15 protein-coding genes are annotated in these 17,550 nt (G+C 32.0%); 11 read left to right on the plus strand and 4 right to left on the minus strand.

The genetic code is table 11. From position 1 onward, the window contains the following. From dnaA to ACZ451_RS00015, 3 genes are read left to right on the plus strand one after another with little or no spacing between them, the layout of a single operon-like run. Complete coding sequence (dnaA, locus tag ACZ451_RS00005) at positions 1–1,425, plus strand: chromosomal replication initiator protein DnaA (protein WP_464215016.1); 1,425 nt, start codon at positions 1–3, stop codon at positions 1,423–1,425. 10 nt (positions 1,426–1,435) lie between these two features. Then, on the plus strand, positions 1,436–1,891 hold the full coding sequence (locus ACZ451_RS00010; protein WP_464215017.1) for a low molecular weight protein-tyrosine-phosphatase: 456 nt from the start codon (positions 1,436–1,438) through the stop codon (positions 1,889–1,891). Between the two features lie 11 nt (positions 1,892–1,902). Continuing rightward, positions 1,903–2,625 carry an SAM-dependent methyltransferase gene (locus ACZ451_RS00015; protein WP_464215018.1) on the plus strand — a complete coding sequence of 241 codons (723 nt, stop codon included), beginning with the start codon at positions 1,903–1,905 and terminating at the stop codon, positions 2,623–2,625. Between the two features lie 138 nt (positions 2,626–2,763). On the opposite strand, the gene ACZ451_RS00020 is transcribed toward ACZ451_RS00015, so the two are convergent. Continuing rightward, entirely contained in the window at positions 2,764–3,150 is a 387-nt protein-coding gene (locus ACZ451_RS00020) for a pyrophosphohydrolase domain-containing protein (protein ID WP_464215019.1), read from the minus strand. 530 nt (positions 3,151–3,680) lie between these two features. Between ACZ451_RS00020 and crcB the strand changes: the two genes are divergently transcribed. From crcB to ACZ451_RS00050, 6 genes are all read left to right on the plus strand, one after another. Further along, on the plus strand, positions 3,681–4,055 hold the full coding sequence (gene crcB / locus ACZ451_RS00025; protein WP_464215020.1) for a fluoride efflux transporter CrcB: 375 nt from the start codon (positions 3,681–3,683) through the stop codon (positions 4,053–4,055). A gap of 302 nt (positions 4,056–4,357) precedes the next feature. Then, positions 4,358–4,696 (plus strand): P-II family nitrogen regulator, encoded by a 339-nt coding sequence (locus tag ACZ451_RS00030; RefSeq protein ID WP_464215021.1) that lies wholly within the window; start codon positions 4,358–4,360, stop codon positions 4,694–4,696. A 30-nt stretch (positions 4,697–4,726) separates the two neighbouring features. Next, a complete protein-coding gene (locus tag ACZ451_RS00035) occupies positions 4,727–5,983 on the plus strand; it encodes an ammonium transporter (protein WP_464215022.1) in 1,257 nt (418 codons plus the stop codon). A 116-nt stretch (positions 5,984–6,099) separates the two neighbouring features. Further along, on the plus strand, positions 6,100–7,149 hold the full coding sequence (locus ACZ451_RS00040) for an outer membrane beta-barrel protein (protein ID WP_464215023.1): 1,050 nt from the start codon (positions 6,100–6,102) through the stop codon (positions 7,147–7,149). 153 nt (positions 7,150–7,302) lie between these two features. Then, positions 7,303–11,310, plus strand: coding sequence for a carbohydrate-binding protein (locus ACZ451_RS00045; protein ID WP_464215024.1), 4,008 nt, complete (start codon positions 7,303–7,305; stop codon positions 11,308–11,310). A 2-nt stretch (positions 11,311–11,312) separates the two neighbouring features. Further along, positions 11,313–12,035: a hypothetical protein gene (locus ACZ451_RS00050; RefSeq protein WP_464215025.1), complete on the plus strand. Its 723-nt coding sequence runs from the start codon at positions 11,313–11,315 to the stop codon at positions 12,033–12,035. Between the two features lie 73 nt (positions 12,036–12,108). Here the strand turns inward: ACZ451_RS00050 and ACZ451_RS00055 are convergent, their stop codons facing one another. Further along, positions 12,109–12,750 (minus strand): DUF1684 domain-containing protein, encoded by a 642-nt coding sequence (locus ACZ451_RS00055; RefSeq protein ID WP_464215026.1) that lies wholly within the window; start codon positions 12,748–12,750, stop codon positions 12,109–12,111. Between the two features lie 404 nt (positions 12,751–13,154). Between ACZ451_RS00055 and ACZ451_RS00060 the strand changes: the two genes are divergently transcribed. Together ACZ451_RS00060 and ACZ451_RS00065 are read left to right on the plus strand one after the other, a co-directional pair. Continuing rightward, the gene (locus ACZ451_RS00060; protein WP_464215027.1) at positions 13,155–14,363 is read left to right on the plus strand and encodes an MDR family MFS transporter; all 1,209 of its coding nucleotides are present in this window, start codon (positions 13,155–13,157) and stop codon (positions 14,361–14,363) included. Between the two features lie 3 nt (positions 14,364–14,366). Continuing rightward, the gene (locus tag ACZ451_RS00065) at positions 14,367–15,074 is read left to right on the plus strand and encodes a DJ-1/PfpI family protein (RefSeq protein WP_464215028.1); all 708 of its coding nucleotides are present in this window, start codon (positions 14,367–14,369) and stop codon (positions 15,072–15,074) included. Here ACZ451_RS00065 and ACZ451_RS00070 read toward each other — a convergent pair. Beyond that, on the minus strand, positions 15,064–16,482 hold the full coding sequence (locus tag ACZ451_RS00070) for an alpha/beta hydrolase (RefSeq protein ID WP_464215029.1): 1,419 nt from the start codon (positions 16,480–16,482) through the stop codon (positions 15,064–15,066). The two genes, ACZ451_RS00065 and ACZ451_RS00070, sit on opposite strands and share 11 nt — an antisense overlap. A gap of 93 nt (positions 16,483–16,575) precedes the next feature. After that, on the minus strand, positions 16,576–17,472 hold the full coding sequence (locus ACZ451_RS00075) for a mechanosensitive ion channel family protein (RefSeq protein WP_464215030.1): 897 nt from the start codon (positions 17,470–17,472) through the stop codon (positions 16,576–16,578). Positions 17,473–17,550: the final 78 nt, after the last annotated feature.

A 17,550-nucleotide genomic window follows, 5' to 3' on the forward strand; every position in this document is an offset into this window, starting at 1 on the left:
ATGAGTGTAACTGCTAATTCCGTATGGAACAATTGTCTGGAATTTATCAAAGATAACATCCAACCGCAGGCATTCAAAACATGGTTTGAACCCATTAAACCAATTAAATTAGCCGACAATGCTTTAAGCATACAAGTACCAAGCAAATTTTTCTATGAATGGCTAGAAGAGCACTATGTAAAACTGTTAAAAGTATCTTTAACGAAAGAACTTGGCGAAAGTGCAAAGCTGGTTTATATCATAAAAATGGAGAATACTTATGGTAATAAAGAGCCTTTTACAGAAAAAATACCAAGTGCCAATAGAAGTACAGTAGCTCCACAAGAGTTAGATGTTGCCATAAAATCTAAAAACCCACAGCTTAAAAATCCTTTTGTTATTCCTGGGATAAGGAATATTAAAATAGAATCTCAGCTAAACCCTAATTATAATTTTGATAATTTTTTAGAAGGAGATTCAAACAGACTAGCACGCTCTGCAGGTATCGCTGTTGCTAATAAACCAGGAGGCACTTCTTTTAATCCATTATTAGTATTTGGAGGTGTTGGACTAGGGAAAACACATTTAGCACATGCCATTGGTGTGGAGATTAAAGATAAATATCCAGAACGAACTGTATTGTATATTTCCGCGGAAAAATTTACACAACAGTATATTGAATCTGTAAAAAAGAATACAAGAAACGATTTTATACATTTTTATCAGCTCATTGACGTTTTAATTATTGATGATGTTCAATTTCTTTCAGGTAAATCTGGAACACAAGATGTATTTTTTCACATATTTAACCATTTACACCAAAATGGAAAACAGGTTATTTTAACTTCTGACAAAGCTCCTGTAGACATGCAGGATATTGAACAACGCTTATTATCTCGTTTTAAATGGGGCCTATCAGCAGAATTGCAAAACCCTGACTACGAAACTCGGATTTCTATTTTAAAAAATAAGTTATACCGAGATGGTGTAGAAATGCCTAATGACATAATAGAATATGTTGCGAAGCATATTAAGACTAACATACGCGAATTAGAAGGTGCAATTATCTCTCTAATAGCACAATCTTCTTTTAATAAAAAAGAAGTTACTATAGAGTTAACACAACAAGTTGTAGAAAAGTTTGTTAAAAATTCTAAACGAGAGGTATCTATAGATTACATTCAAAAAGTAGTTTCGGACTATTTTGAGATGGATGTTAGTACATTGCAATCAAAAACTAGAAAACGTCATATTGTACAAGCACGTCAATTAGCAATGTTTTTTGCAAAGAAATTTACAAAAGCATCACTTGCTAGTATTGGATCTCAAATAGGAAAAAGAGATCATGCAACTGTGTTACATGCCTGCAAAACGGTAGATAATTTAGCTGAAACAGATAAACAATTTCGTAAATACATAGACGACCTTACCAAGAAATTTTCTTAAATTTACTTTTATGGAAGTTAAGGTTTTAATGGTCTGCCTGGGTAATATTTGTAGATCCCCATTAGCCGAAGGTATTTTAAAAAACAAAGTTAATTCTAATTCTGTTTTTGTCGATTCGGCTGGCACTGGAAATTATCATATTGGCAAAAAACCAGATCATCGTTCTATTGCAGTAGCAAAAAAACACCACATTGATATAAGCATGCAGCAATGCAGACAATTTAAAGTCGAAGACTTTAATATATTCGACCATATTTATGTAATGGATAAAAGTAATTATACAAATGTTGCAAGACTAGCTAAAAGTAAAAAAGACATTGAAAAAGTAAGTTTATTACTAGATGAGATCAATTTAAAGGATAATGAAGTTCCTGATCCGTATTATGATGATAATGGTTTTGAAAATGTATACAAATTAATTGATTCCGCATGTGAAGTTATTGCAAAAAAACTACCCAAACCATAACATAATTGCTGATGGAAGATAACAACACTACTTTTGGAAAATTATATTTATTACCAACCACATTAGGAGACAATGCCCCATTAGAAGTATTACCAATTTCTATAAAAAGAGCTATTGAAAATATTGATTATTATATTGTTGAGAACGAAAAAACAGCACGGAAATTTATTAAAAAAATAAGTTCGGGAAAATCTCAGTCTAACTTACAAATAGAATCCTTAAATAAATTTACAGAACCAGAAGTTATCCCCACCTTTTTACAACCATGTATAGAAGGTAAAGATGTAGGCGTAATCTCAGAAGCTGGTTGTCCTGGTATTGCAGACCCAGGTGCAGATGTAGTTAAAATTGCACATCAAAAACACATACAAGTAGTCCCCTTAGTAGGTCCATCATCTATTTTCTTAGCACTAATGGCTAGTGGATTAAACGGTCAAAACTTTACTTTTAACGGCTACCTCCCTATTGATAACAGCGATAGAAAAAACACGCTTAAACGATTAGAAAAAACATCTAGAGAAAATCATCAATCTCAAATTTTTATTGAAACACCTTATAGAAACGATAAAATGTTTGCCGAATTAATTAAAACTCTATCACCATCTACTGAAGTTTGTGTAGCCTGTGATATTACATTACCTACCGAATACATTTGCACCAAAACTGTATTAGATTGGCGTAAGGTTAGTCTTGATTTACATAAAAGACCCACTATTTTTATTATTCAAGCTTAAAAAGACTATCAAAATAGTTAAATAGCTTTTTTTGCCATAAATTCCATATTGAAATAATGCTATAAAAAAACTCATTACAAATTAAAGCTTGTAATGAGATTTAACAGTCGTTCTTACAAATTAAAACTACAAAACTTTTTATTGCTCTAAAATTGCTTTGATATTAGGTTTAAAATAGTTTGGCCCTTTTAAAATTTTTCCATCTTCTCTAAAAATTGGTTTTCCATCTGCCCCTAATTTACTCATATTACTCCGTTGTATTTCATTAAAGACTTCTTCAATTTTATCTTGCATACCATGCTCTAATATAGTGCCACATAAAATATACAGCATATCACCAAGCGCATCAGCAACTTCAACCATATCATTATTCTGTGCAGCTTCTAAATATTCTTTATTCTCTTCATCCATTAAATTAAAACGGAGTTTATTTTTAGCCTCACCTATATCTGCATTCATTTCGGTAGGAACTCCCATACCAAATGTATTATGAAAAAGTGCAACTGCTTCTAATTTATTTTTCATCTATTTTATATTAATTTTGCATAAAAATATAAAAATATGTTTAGTACTGGTCAGTGGATATTTGCAAGTGTTTTTTTTATTGGATTTGTCATTACAATCTCTCTGATGTACAAAAAAGATGCATTATTGCATGCTAAAAATTATAAGGGCGTTAAATGGGTGGCTATTTTTTTCGTCATTTTTATAATTCTACTCTTCTTAATTAAGTATATGCTCAAAAATTAACTTAAAAAATTATATTCACCACAAAAATTACCCATTTCACAACAAACTTTACTTCGACGTAAGAAAAAACGTAATTTTGCGTTATCAATAGTAAATCTCGATAAAATGGCAACTTTCTTCGGTGTATTATTAGTTTTAGTTAGTGTTAACGTATTTTTATTACTATTCAGTGTGAATAGAAATAAGAAAAGAGCGCAGAATTCTGCAATGGATTACACTAAATTTAAAACTCCAAAAATTTACCCATTAGAGACTTCTATCACAAATAAGTTTAAAAAGGCAGTTTAGTTTTATACTTTTAAAGTATGAAACAAGTGTTACTTATATTTTTAGGTGGAGGTGTTGGTAGTGTACTACGATTTATTATTAGTAAATATTTAAACAATTCTTTTTCCAATTTCTTTTTAGGAACATTTCTTGTAAACATGGTAGGCTGTTTACTTATAGGTTTTATTTTAGGACTTTCTTTTAAAACCAATTACCTGTCTCAAAATCAAACATTATTATTGGCTACAGGCTTTTGTGGTGGATTTACAACCTTTTCTACTTTTGCTTTCGAAAACCACTCTTTATTAAAATCTGGTGATCTTATCAATTTTTCAATTTATACGATTAGCAGTATTACTGTGGGCATACTAGCAATTGTTGCAGGCTTATGGTGTTCTAAAATCGTATCATAAAGAATTGATACACAAATAGTAAAACAACTCCACTTTCAAGGTATAGATGAAATTTATTTATAATTTCTCACGTGCTTAGTTATCTTTTTAAAAGAATTCTACAAACAAATTATTGTATAATTTGATGCTAATATTTTGTTTAAAATATTTAAATCTTCATTTTTTTACATTTATTTTATACATACCCCTAAAAAAACAGGGGTTAAATTATTATTAATATAAAAATACAGAAACACCCCCTTCTAAATTATGACATGTTAAAAACATTAACATATATTTGCTCCATAACTAACATAATCATTATGAAAAAAATCGAGGCAATTATTCGAAAGTCAAAATTTGACGAAGTAAAAAAAGCTTTGCACCAAATTGAAGTTAATTTCTTTAGTTACTGGGATGTAACTGGTGTAGGAAATGAAAAACAAGGTCATGTGTACCGTGGTATTACCTATAGCACTTCTGATATCCAAAGAAGATATTTAACTATAGTAGTATCTGACGAATTCCTAGAACGTACTGTAAATACCATTCTTGATGCAGCAGGAACAGGAAATGTTGGTGATGGTAAAATATTTGTTTCTGAAGTATTAGAAGCATATAGAATTCGCACCAAAGAAAATGGACACGAAGGAATTAACTAATTAAACTAACTAAACAATTAATTTATAATTATGGACGCAGGATTATTTACAGCAAACAATGTCTGGATGATGATATGTACAGCCCTTGTATTTTTTATGCATTTAGGCTTTTCATTTCTTGAGATTGGATTAACAAGACAAAAAAACACAATCAACATATTATTTAAAAATGTATTTATTATATGTGTTGGTCTATTACTTTATTATATAGGTGGATTTAACCTAATGTACCCTGGAGATTTTAATCTTATAGGCGATGGCTATTTAGGATTTGCAGGATTTGGAATTGCAGCCCCTGAAAACGGAATGACAGCTGAATATGCAAGTGGTGGATACACTTGGTGGACAGACTTTTTATTTCAAGGAATGTTCGCAGCTACCGCAGCAACTATAGTATCTGGAGCAGTAGCAGAACGTATTAAACTTGGTGGATTTATGATTTTCACCATCATATATGTAGGCCTTGTTTACCCTATAGTAGGTTCTTGGCAATGGGGTGGTGGATTTTTATCTACCCTTGGAGGAGAAAATGGAGGGTTCCATGATTTTGCAGGTTCTACTTTAGTACACTCTGTAGGTGGATGGGCAGCTTTAATTGCTGTTTACTTATTAGGTCCACGTATTGGTAAATTTGGAGAAAATGGTAAACCAAAAGCAATTCCAGGGCACAATATTCCTTTAGCAGCAGCTGGAGTTCTTATCCTTTGGTTAGGATGGTTTGGATTTAACGGAGGTTCTGTATTATCAGCAGACCCTGCTACCACTTCTTTAGTATTAGTAACCACTTCTCTTGCAGCAGCAGCAGGTGGTGTAGCAGCATTTATATTATCTTATATCCTATACAAAAACTTTGACTTAACCATGTTTCTTAATGGTATCTTAGGAGGTTTAGTAGGGATTACGGCTGGTGCAGATTTAATGTCTCCTAATGAAGCTGTTATTATAGGTATCATTGCTGGTCTTATCATAGTTGGTGCAGTAGCACTAATTGATAGAATTAAATTAGATGATCCAGTAGGTGCAATTGCAGTTCACCTTATATGTGGTATCTGGGGAACTTTAGCAGTAGGTTTCTTTGGATCTAAAGCTGGTGGAGATCAAATTTTATATCAATTAACAGGTATTGCAGCAACTGGAGTTTTCTGTTGTATTACGGCTTTTATTATCTTATTTGTAATTAAGAAAACATCTGGATTAAGAGTTTCTAAAGAAGAAGAGATAGAAGGATTAGATATCCATGAACATGGAATGGATGCTTATCCTGATTTTAGAATGAACCAACACTAAAAAATAAAAACGGAGTGTTTCACAAACATTCCGTTTTTACAATCACCTTTCAAAATACAATCAAAAAAAATCAAACAACACCCTGAATTAAGGGTAAATTATTTAATCTGAATTTTATGAAAACGATTTTAAAAACAAGTTACGTAAAAAATATTTTCCTTGTAGCTGCATTATTTGTAGGAACTTCTTTAATGGCACAAGAAGAGGAAGAAGAAAAAAAAGCAGTTTCTATTAGTGGTAGTGTAGATGCATATTACAGAACTAATTTAAGTTCTACTGACAGAGCAATATTTGGTGACGTTGGTAGCCCGTTAGCAGCTCAAGCACCTGCATCATCATTTGCTAATCAAACAGGTTTTGCTTTAGGTTTTACCAATATTATTGCAAGTTATGAAGGAGAAAAAACTGGGGCGGTTGCTGATTTAGCCTTTGGAACCAGAGCTTTTCAAGCAGTCGGTGGTGACACTGATATTTTCATAAACCAATTGTATGCGTATTGGAATGTTTCTGAAGGAACCACTTTAACCTTAGGGCGTTTCAATACCTATTTAGGCTATGAAGTAATTTCTCCAACAGGAAACTTTAACTATAGTACTTCTTACTTGTTTTCTAACGGACCATTTTCTCATGTAGGTTTAAAAGCTGACTTTGCTTTATCTGAAGATTTTAGCTTAATGTTAGCAATAATGAACCCTACTGATGTAAATAACAATTTAACTGGCGAATATGCTTTAGGTGCGCAGTTAGGCTATTCTGGTCAATTTTTAAACTTCTATTATGACAACAAAACAAGTCTAGGTTTTGAAGTAGATTATACTGGTGGTTTTGATGTATCAGATGGTTTTTTCTTAGGAATCAATGCTGCTTATGCTGACAATGACGGTGCTGGTTTCGCAGGTGCTGCTTTATATCCTCAAATAGCAACTTCTGATAGCTTCACTATAGGTTTAAGAGGTGAATATTTTACTACTTTTGATGGTATTGATGGTAATGATGATCCAAATATTTTTGCTGCTACGTTAACAGGTAGTTATACTATAGAAAATTTAACGATTAAACCTGAGCTACGTTTAGATAGCTCATCTGAAGAAGAATTTTTTGACAATGATGCAGCTGCAACAAAGAGCTTATCATCTTTCTTAATTGCTGCAATATACTCTTTCTAATCAAAGAAAAATATTTTATTTAATTTTATAAAAAGAGGGTCAGGTATTTAAAATACCTGACCCTCTTTAATTTCATTACACTATAAAATCATACTATATTTTTAGTATCCTTAGATTTTTGTTGATATTTACAGTTATAAACCTGTCCTCACTATGCAACCAAAAGAAAAATTACTGAGCTTTTCGTTAAGAAAAATTTGTACTAGTTTTATATTTTTAGCATTTATTTTTACTACAAATGCACAGTTAGACCAAACCTACTTTAATAGGTTAAGAAATGAAAGAGTCGCTTCCGAAAATGATATAGAATGGAAACAATTTGGACCAGGTAACGCAGGTTTTGTAAACTTATTGAGGTATCACCCTACAAAACCAGATGTTGTTGCAACGAGTCCAGATTTATTTGTAACATGGCAATCCGAAAATAATGGAACCAGTTGGTTTAATATTAAAGATAAGGATGGTGAAGGAGAATTTGAACGCTTGGGAGATTTATACTACTCCACCAATAATGAAAACTTTGGATTAGCAATAGAAAGATCTCAACTTTGGGAAACAAGTGATATGGGAAGAAACTGGACCATAGTTCCAAACGCTCCCTGGTACGATGCAGATACTGATGGTTCTGATAGGACGGGCTTTCTAAATAAGGTTTCGGCTTTAGCAATAGATGCTACTAATGATAATATATGGTATGTAGGTGCAGGATATCATGTTAGAGGGCAAGTTGCATTTAGTTCACAAAACCAATCAAATGCTGCAAATCCCAGAGGTAATGAAAACGATATACAAGGACGTATTTACAAAACAATAGATGGAGGAGCTTCCTGGACTACACTAACTAATGGAATTGATCCTAAAGCACAATTTTGCAGAATTATTGTAAATCCTACCAATAATCAGCAAATATTTGCAGCTTCTATTGATGGATTATACAGATCTGACAATGGTGGAGATACATGGACCAATATTGGCGAAGGAAATCTTCCTAACAATACCATTATGGATATGGATTTTTACTACAATGCTACAAGTGGAGAATTCATTATCTATTTTATAGATCAAGTTAGGTACTCCCCTTCTGGAAATACAACTACTAATACTGGAGGAATATATAAAACAGAAGATGAAGGTGCTACATTTACAGATATTACAGGTGATCTTTATATAGATGTAAATCAATTAACAGGAGGTGTTCCAGACAGGTATTACAGTTTTATAGCGAATTGGTTTGGAATAAGCACAGCACAAGCAAGGACTACTTACCCTGTTATACCTACTAACGTATTACAATATTTTAGTGGACTTCATGTAGATCCTAGTAGACCCGATGCACTATATGTAGGTTTCCATGACCCACAAATCAATAGATCTATAACTCCTGGAAGATTATGGGGAACTTCTAACGGAGGACAAAACTGGACAAACTTAGCAAGAGAATTTGCACCAGCTTGGGAAAACGATAGAGCATACTGGGAATCTCGTGGAAACCCGGTTAATGATAATATGGAATTTGGGCATGAGCCATTTTTATTACAATTAGGAAACAACTATCCTATACGGTCTCAAAGAAATTTTGCTGTAAATAGTAGAGGCGATATTATGATCTTAGCAAGCCATAATACCTTGTTAAGTACAGATCATGGAGCAACTTTCCGCCAAGTTGATGAAGATTATACGGCTGCAGGAAATTTAATGGGGCGTGGTAATAGTAATTTACCTGGCGAGACCATGCTTCAAGATAAACGTTTAGGGCCAGATAGACCTTTGATGGGATCGGGAGAACATAGATTATGGCTATTAACCGATGATGGCACCGATGGAAGACAAGCTGCAAGACAGATTAAAGAATCGCAAACAACTATTAGTTCTATTGCTGTACACCCATTATTTAAAAATGTGATGTTTACTACATCATTCAGGCAATTCGGTAAAGAAAGGATTGAACGTTCCATAGATGGAGGTAATACATTTGAAGATTGGGCACAAGCAACTCCTGCAGAAGACCAAATGCGCACGCAGTCTTTGAGAATAGATCCTAAAAATCCAAATATTATGTTTTTTGGAATTACAGATAAAGAAATTAGAGATCGAGATAAGGTAGGAGGCTTCTACTTTTCCGAAGATGGGGGTAAAACTTTTACACCAAGAAATAATGGTTTACCTGCTAATGTAAGAATTAGTGATATTAAAATAGACCCAAGAGATCATACCAATGCTTCATATTTTGCTGCAGCACAAAGACTTTCTTTTAGTCAAGGTAATATTGGTTCTCCAATAGTATCAGGAGGGTTATATTTTACAAATAATAGAGGATTAAATTGGACAGAAATTAATGTTGCTCCTGAAATTATAGGAATCAATAAAATTGTTTTTGATAATACCAATAGAATGTATGTTAGTAGTGGACACAGAGCTTCATTTAATGAAACGGTAACTGGTGGTATATGGTATTCTGATGATTTTGGAACTTCCTGGACAAGAATTTTTGATAATGGAGCAACATTTGAAATTAATGTATCCCCTTTTGATAATAATATACTAATAGCAACAGTAGGCAGAATACAATTAAACTCTGGAATATATTTAAGCGAAGACCGTGGATTAACCTGGAGAAAAAATAATATTGATGGGCTAAATACCTTTATAAGAAACGTAGAGTTTGATCTTCATGATGAAAAAACTTTATGGGCCGTTTCTTTAGGAAATGGATTTAACCGAGGAACGTATACCAAGGGAACTGAATCAAGAGTTGTAAGAGTATCTCCTTTTGAAGTAGAAATAAACGCAACAGGAACAGAAACCTTACAAGCAGAAATTCTAAGAGGAGGTTTTAGTCAGTCAGATATTACATGGGTTTCCAGTAACCCTACTATTGCTACGGTAAATGAAAACGGAGTGGTAACAGGTGTATCTATGGGGAGCGCTAAAATAACAGCGATAATAGCAGGTAGATACAGTGATTCTGCAATTGTAGTTGTAGATGCTCCCGAAGCTCCTATGCCAGACCCTCTACCAACAATACCAGGGCGATTAGAAGCAGAAGATTTTGTTTCTCAGGAAAGAGGAGTACAAGCAGAGCCCACTATGGATGAAGGTGGCGGGCAGAATATTGGTTTTATTGTAGATGGTTCTAGTGCTACTTATGAAGTAGATGTAACTACTCCCGGAATTTATGATATAGCTATCCGTGTAGCAAGTGCAGCAGCAGGAGGTACTGTAACCTTAAAATTAGGTGCAACTGAATTAGGTTCGGTATCTTTTGGTAATACTGGAGGGTGGCAGAATTTTATCACTGAAACCATTTCAGAAGTTGCTTTAAACGTAGGAGAACAAACAATAATAGCCGAATTTACGGGTGGATTTGGTTTCCTGTTTAATGTAAATTATTTTGATTTTGAATTAATTAGCAGTACCGCTCCAATAGAAGAGATCCCTACAAATAATTTTATTATAGAAGTTATAGGAGAGAGTTGTCCAGATAGTAACGATGGTAGTATTGCTATTGATGCTGTTGATGATAGTCTAAATTATACAGCAAGAGTAACAGGAACAAATTTTAATGAAGAGAAAAGGTTTACAAATACAGTTTCTTATGAAGATTTAGATGCAGGAGAATATACCATAGAAATTACAGTAGATGAATTAAGTGACTTTATTCAGCGTTTTTCTGTAGTGGTAAAAGAACCAGAATTACTAAACGTTAGTGCAAAAGTACTAGAAGCTTCTAATAAAGTTTTGGTTCAACTCAAAGGAGGACTTCATTATGAAATTACATTTAACGATAACACTTTTACGACTACTGCAAATGAAGTGATATTAAATCTTGCTGAAGGTGATAATAATTTATCAGTAAAAACAGATAAAGATTGCCAAGGCGTTTTTAATAAAAACATCCTTATTAATGAAAATGTAGTATTGGCTTACCCAAATCCTGTTGAGGACAATGTTACCATTGTTTTAAATCACCTAGAAGAACAACATAATAATGAGATTTTAATAACGATTTATGATTTTGCAGGAAAAGCGGTAAAACAAGTTAAAAAACGTAATGAAAATTTTATGACTACAATAGACATTTCATCCTTAGCAGCTGGGATTTACTTTTTAACTGTCAAAGAAGGGGATTTTATGGAGAACATTAAAATCGTAAAAAAATAACTATGAAAACTTTAAAATATATCATACCTATCATATTGACTATCATATTAATTTCTTGCAGAAGCAACAGTGTCGCTGAAGAAGAGGAAACCCCTGTTATTATTCCTGGAAAAGCTTCTTTAATTTTTCCAGAAAATGGAGAAGTATGCACTACAGGTATATTTTTAGAAAATTCAACAGATAGCAATGTAATCTTTAGATGGGAAATGGCAGAAAACACAACCTCTTACGAAGTCACCTTAACCAATACAGATGCTTCTCCTAATAGCACAACTAGTGAAAATTTTAGCACTAATGAAGGCGAAATTACACTGCAGCAAGACACTAATTATGCATGGACAGTAACTTCTATTAATGGAACTGAACGTACAGAGAGTGACCGCTGGACTTTTTATAATTCTGCCCAAGGAGAAAGAAATTTTACTCCTTTCCCTGCACAGTTAGTAGCGCCAGAAGACAAAGCAGTACTTACTGATCTTATGGGAAAACTAGATTGGTTAGAGAGTGAAGTAGTAAATAACGAAGATGACATAGAAAGCTACACTGTATTTTTAGATACTAATCCCAATCCTAGTACTGAATTAACTTCAACCATAGCTACTATTACTAGTATAGATATTCCTAATAATTTAGTAGCTAGTACAACTTACTACTGGAAGGTAGTAACAGAAGATACTTTTGGAAATAAAGTAGAATCTCAAATCTTCTCCTTCACTACTCCATAACTTTAAAAATTTAATTTCACAAAAAAGGATCAGGCATTTAAAATAGCTGATCCTTTTTAATTTTATATTAAAATTATTTCTTCTTAAAAGTTTTTACTCCTGCTAAAACAGCAGTTTTTAAATGATTTACCTGAGGAACTATAGGGCAAGAATATTTTTTATTGTATGCGCAATACGGATTGTAAGCGGTATTAAAATCAATTTGCATGGTATCTCCATCTGGTATAGTTGTATCTATATAACGCCCTCCACCATAGGTTTCCTCACCATTTGTTATATCCGTAAAAGGCAAAAACAAATACGATTCATAACCTTCTTCTTTAGAGAGCTCAGGGTTTTGATACACCTCCAATTGGTGTTTTTTTCCGTTTAATACAAAAGAAACAATACCATAAACTACTTCTTTAGAACTTCTATCCGTAGTAGTTGGCATTAAAAAAGGCTTGGAATTTGGCGTTCTAAGAAATCTAGCTTTTACCACATAATTAGTATCTGGCGCAAAAAAATCTAAACCTTCAAAATTTTTACGGTACCGATCTGGCAAAGGCGATGTTTCTGGGTTTTTATAACTAGCATTTAATTCTTTTTGAAATTTACGAATATTAGTCAATTTAGCTGATTCTATTTCTTGTTGATTTTCAGAAGTATCGTGATATTTCTTCTTATCGGCACAATTAAAACTTAATACTATAAAAACAACTATAAAATATTTCATCTGCATAAATTTAAAAAATCAAACTCTCACAGGGTAAACCCAAGAGAAATTCTATCAAAAATTAATTTAAATTTGAGGAAAATCTCTAAATATTTAAATCTCGATTATCAAGTAAAAATACAACTTATCATAATTTTTGTTAGTTTTACATCAAATAAGAAATTAACATGCAATTTTTATCAATTTCTAATAAAACCAAAGTCATTCCTTATAAAAGGAGCAGGCCCAGTTATTTTTAAATTTGATACGAATTTTAATGATACAAAACCTGACCTAAGCGTCAGGTTTTTTTTTACTTGATAATCGAGATTTAAAGGCTCCGACGTTTGCATGAAATCAATGTGAATTTTTTCTTTTAATGCCTCGTGGGATTGCCTCAAGGTTATATACTTAAAAATCTAAATGTGAAAAAAATATATTACAATTATATCGATTCTTTTAAAGGGCTTTCTATTGAAGTATGGTGGCTAGCGCTAATAACACTTATTAATAGGGCTGGTACAATGGTGATTCCTTTTTTATCGCTATACCTTACTCAAAATCTTGGTTTAAGCTTTGAAAATGTGGGAACTATAATGACATTTTATGGTTTAGGGTCATTAGTTGGAGCATGGTTAGGCGGTAAATTAACAGATACTTTGGGCTATTACAAAGTAATGTCTACTAGTTTATTTTTAAGTGGATGCTTATTTATTTTACTACAATTTTTAACAGGCTTTTGGAGTATTTGTATGGGCCTTTTTATTTTAATGATGATAGCAGATGCGTTTAGACCAGCTGCTTTTGTAGCTTTAAGTGCTTACAGCAAACCCAAAAATAGAACCCGGTCTGTAACATTAATAAGACTTGCTATCAATTTAGGATTTTCAGCCGGGCCTGCTATAGGTGGCTTTATAATTGCTACTATAGGGTATAATGGTTTGTTTTGGATAGATGGTTTTACTTGTATTATAGCAGCTTTACTACTCATCATTATTTTAAACCCAAAAAGAGCTACACTTTTTGAAACTATTGTAAATAAATCTTCAAAACCTGTCTACAAAGATTATCGTTATTTGATATTTATTTTTGCGTTAACGCTATTTGCATTCGCTTTTGTACAATATTTTTCGACTGTTCCGCTGTTTTATAAAGAAGTACATAAGTTAACGGAACTACAAATAGGCTTGCTTTTAACAATGAACGGGTTTCTCATTTTTGCATTAGAAATGCCATTAATAAAATATATTGAAAGCAAAAAATATAATTCATTAACCTTAATAGCTATTGGCTTATTTTTAGTGCTCCTAAGCTTTTTATTATTCAATGTATCTTCATGGGTTGGTATTTTAGTTATTGGAATGCTCTTGATGACTTTTGGAGAAATGATTGCATTTCCAATATCAAATGCATTTGCTGTAGAAAGCTCAAAAAAAGGAAAACAAGGAGAATATATGGCGCTTTATAGCATTGCTTTTTCTCTAGCGCATATCTTTGCCCACAATTCAGGTATGGTATCTGTTGCTTTTTATGGCTATACCATTACTTGGTATGGTATTAGTATTATTTGTTTGATTGGTATTTTAGTATTTTTACTACTCCAAAAAAGATATAAAAAATTTGCAACACCATAATTAATGAAAATAGTTATCTACACTTCTATACTACTTTTAGTTATTAGCTGTACTTCTAAAAGAAAACATAGTACTCCAAAATTAGAGCCTAATAGATATAATGTTGGTTTTTTAATTATGGATGGAACCTATAATACAGAGTTTACTGCTCCGTTTGATATTTTTCAGCACACCCAATATCGAAAAAATATTAAAGCAATGAATGTATTTACTGTTGCTAATACATTAGAACCTATTACCACATTTGAAGGTGTTAGAATATTACCAGACTATAACTATACACAACCTGGTTTACCCGACATTGATATTCTAGTAGTGCCCAGTGCAGAACATCACCTAAATACAGATTTAGAAGATGTAGTTATGCTTAGTTTTATAAAAAAAGTAGATGAAAGAGCTCTGTTTATGACAAGCCATTGTGATGGTGCTTTTGTATTAGCTAAAGCTGGTGTTTTAGATTCTGTTACCTCTACTACTTTTCCTAGTGATATTAGTGCGTACAAAAAAATGTTTCCGAATCTAAAAGTAGCAGAAAATGTATTATTTGTTCATGATAAGAAATACATCACCTCTGCAGGTGGTGCAAAAAGTTTTGAAGCAGCCCTATATTTATGCGAATTTTTATATGGCAAGGAAATTACTAAATCTTTGGCAGCCGGTTTAGTTATTGACTGGGATGTGAACAAAGTACCACATGTAGTTATTCCCTAATTTCACTATCATAACGGGATACTTTAAGATATTTAACCAATAAAGCATTAAACTCTGGTGTAATTCTTAAAAGTGCAGTATTCTCTAAATTATATAATATTGATTTATCTGTAAAGCCATTCTTTAATAATTCTTCTAAATAAAATAAAGCGGTACCAAAATCTTCATTTTTTGTGCTGTATGATATAATTTCTAAATAGGAAGCGTAATCTTTGGGTGCTGTAATTGTCTTTAGCATCCATAAGAGTAAAATTCCTTCTTTGTCCTTAAGTTTTTCTACTTTTAACTCCTTTAAATTGCTATCAACCAGATAATTTACAAAACCTTTTAGGCGTATGCCCATTTTACTTTGTGCTACATTATCGCTTACGCTATACTCGCTTAATTTTTGCATTTGATAATTCCACCAACCAAGATTGTTAAAATTGTATGAATTTAAATCTTCATAAATAGCATAGTCATATTCTTCTCTGAGCAATGATTCATTAAAAAACACATTAGTATCATTTCTTCTAAGGGCTCTAAATGCTTTATCTTTTCTGAGCTCTTTTTGCTTTACTTTTAAATTTACAACATCTTTAAATACCCTATAGACATCAATAACAGTTGTGATTAAATTATGTGCTTGCACAAGTTTTTTGGAATCCATTAAAGTGTTTATATCTACTATATTTTTATCATAATTAGTAGATATAAAAGCAGTGTCTTTTGGGATAAATCCTTTTGACATTCCAGAGAGCGTAAAAAATTCAAGAGCTTTATTTAAATAATCAAAAGCACCTGTGCTATTTTTTTCTTCATAGATATACAATTGGTTAGGGAATTTTAAAATATTCAACTCCTTTTTTAAAGCACGCATTTCTATTAAATCATGATCTTCATCAGAAATAATACCTATAAAATGAAATCTTTTATTTACTGCTAAATCTTCAACATTGGTCATTGCTGCTCCAAAAGAGATTACTCCTTTTACTCTTTTAGATAATAATGCCATGATCGATGCAAATTTTCCGCCATCAGAAAAACCTGCTGTATAAATTCTGTTTTTATCAATAGGAAGTATCTCAAAAACACTATTCATCATTCTATCTGTTACATATACATTTTTAGCAATAGAAATAGAATCTGCAACACTATTAGAAGATGCTAATACATACCCATATTTTTCCGCTGCTTGTGTAAAAAACCGAAGGGATTGTTTTGCTTTTCCTTTCATATTAAACACAAAAAGTATGGGCCATTTTTTAGCTACATCAAAACTGGTAGGTAAGTAAATAGTATATGTTTCGGAAACAGAATCTTTAACTATTAAATTATCAATGATTTTACCTTTCTTTAGCTTTAGCTCTTGTGCATTTAAACATAAACTGCCAACTACAAATAATAGGAGAAATAAAAGTTTTTTCATAGCATGTAAGGCATCAAAAATCTAGCCAATTTTAATTATAATTGAAAATTACAAATTAAATTTTAATTCTAATTTGTTGATTTACAGTTTAAGTTATTCCCCAATTGCTCCAAGCTCTACCCCTTCAGAATAAGCCACTTTAATTTTGTGATCACTAAATGTTTTTTTAATCACCTTATTAGATTCAAAAGTAACTTCCCAATAATCATCAGGTTTTACGTATGGTCTAACAAGTAACTGCACACTATGAGAATCAAAATTCTGAATTCCTATTTCTGGAATCGGTGTTTTTAAAACCTTAGGGATTTCTAATAAGGCATTCATAATAATATCGTGCACTTTAGGAAAGCTTTCTTCATAAGGCATTGAGACTAATAATTCTAAACGAATCATTTCTTTTTCAGAAAAATTTGTTACTACAGAATCGGTAACCATAGAATTTGGAATAATGAGAATCTTATTTCCTGGTGTTAATACATCTGTACTAAAAATACCTATCTCATTTACTCTACCAAATTTATCATCTAATTGAATCCAATCGCCTACTTTATATGGTTTTAGAGTTAAAATAAGTAAGCCAGAAGCAAAATTACCAAGACTTCCTTGTAATGCCATTCCAATAGCAAAACCAGCAGCTGCTAAAATAGCGACAAGACCTGTTAAATCTGCTCCTATAAATGTAGCAATACCAAAAAGTACAGCTCCTTTTAATACAACAGAACTCATAGAAGATAAAAACGGTCTTAGTGTATCTGAAAATCCTGCCTTTTTTAATACAACATCTAAAAGACTTATAAGTTTCCTTACAATCTTAAATCCTATCCAAAAAATAACTCCAGCAATAATAATCTTTATCAGTACTGGCACTATATTTTCTGTAATCCAAGTTAAGTCTAAATATTTAGAATACCATTGTTCTTCTTTTAATACAGTATTTACTTCTAGTTCTTCTTGAAAAGTGCTTATGAAATTTGCCACTGTATACATCATAGGTTATTCTTACATTTAAAAAATAGGTAAAGTGCTTAGTTACTATAACTTTATAGCATCTTAGCCTTTCAAAAATAA

Source organism: Allocellulophaga tsushimaensis (assembly GCF_055383085.1).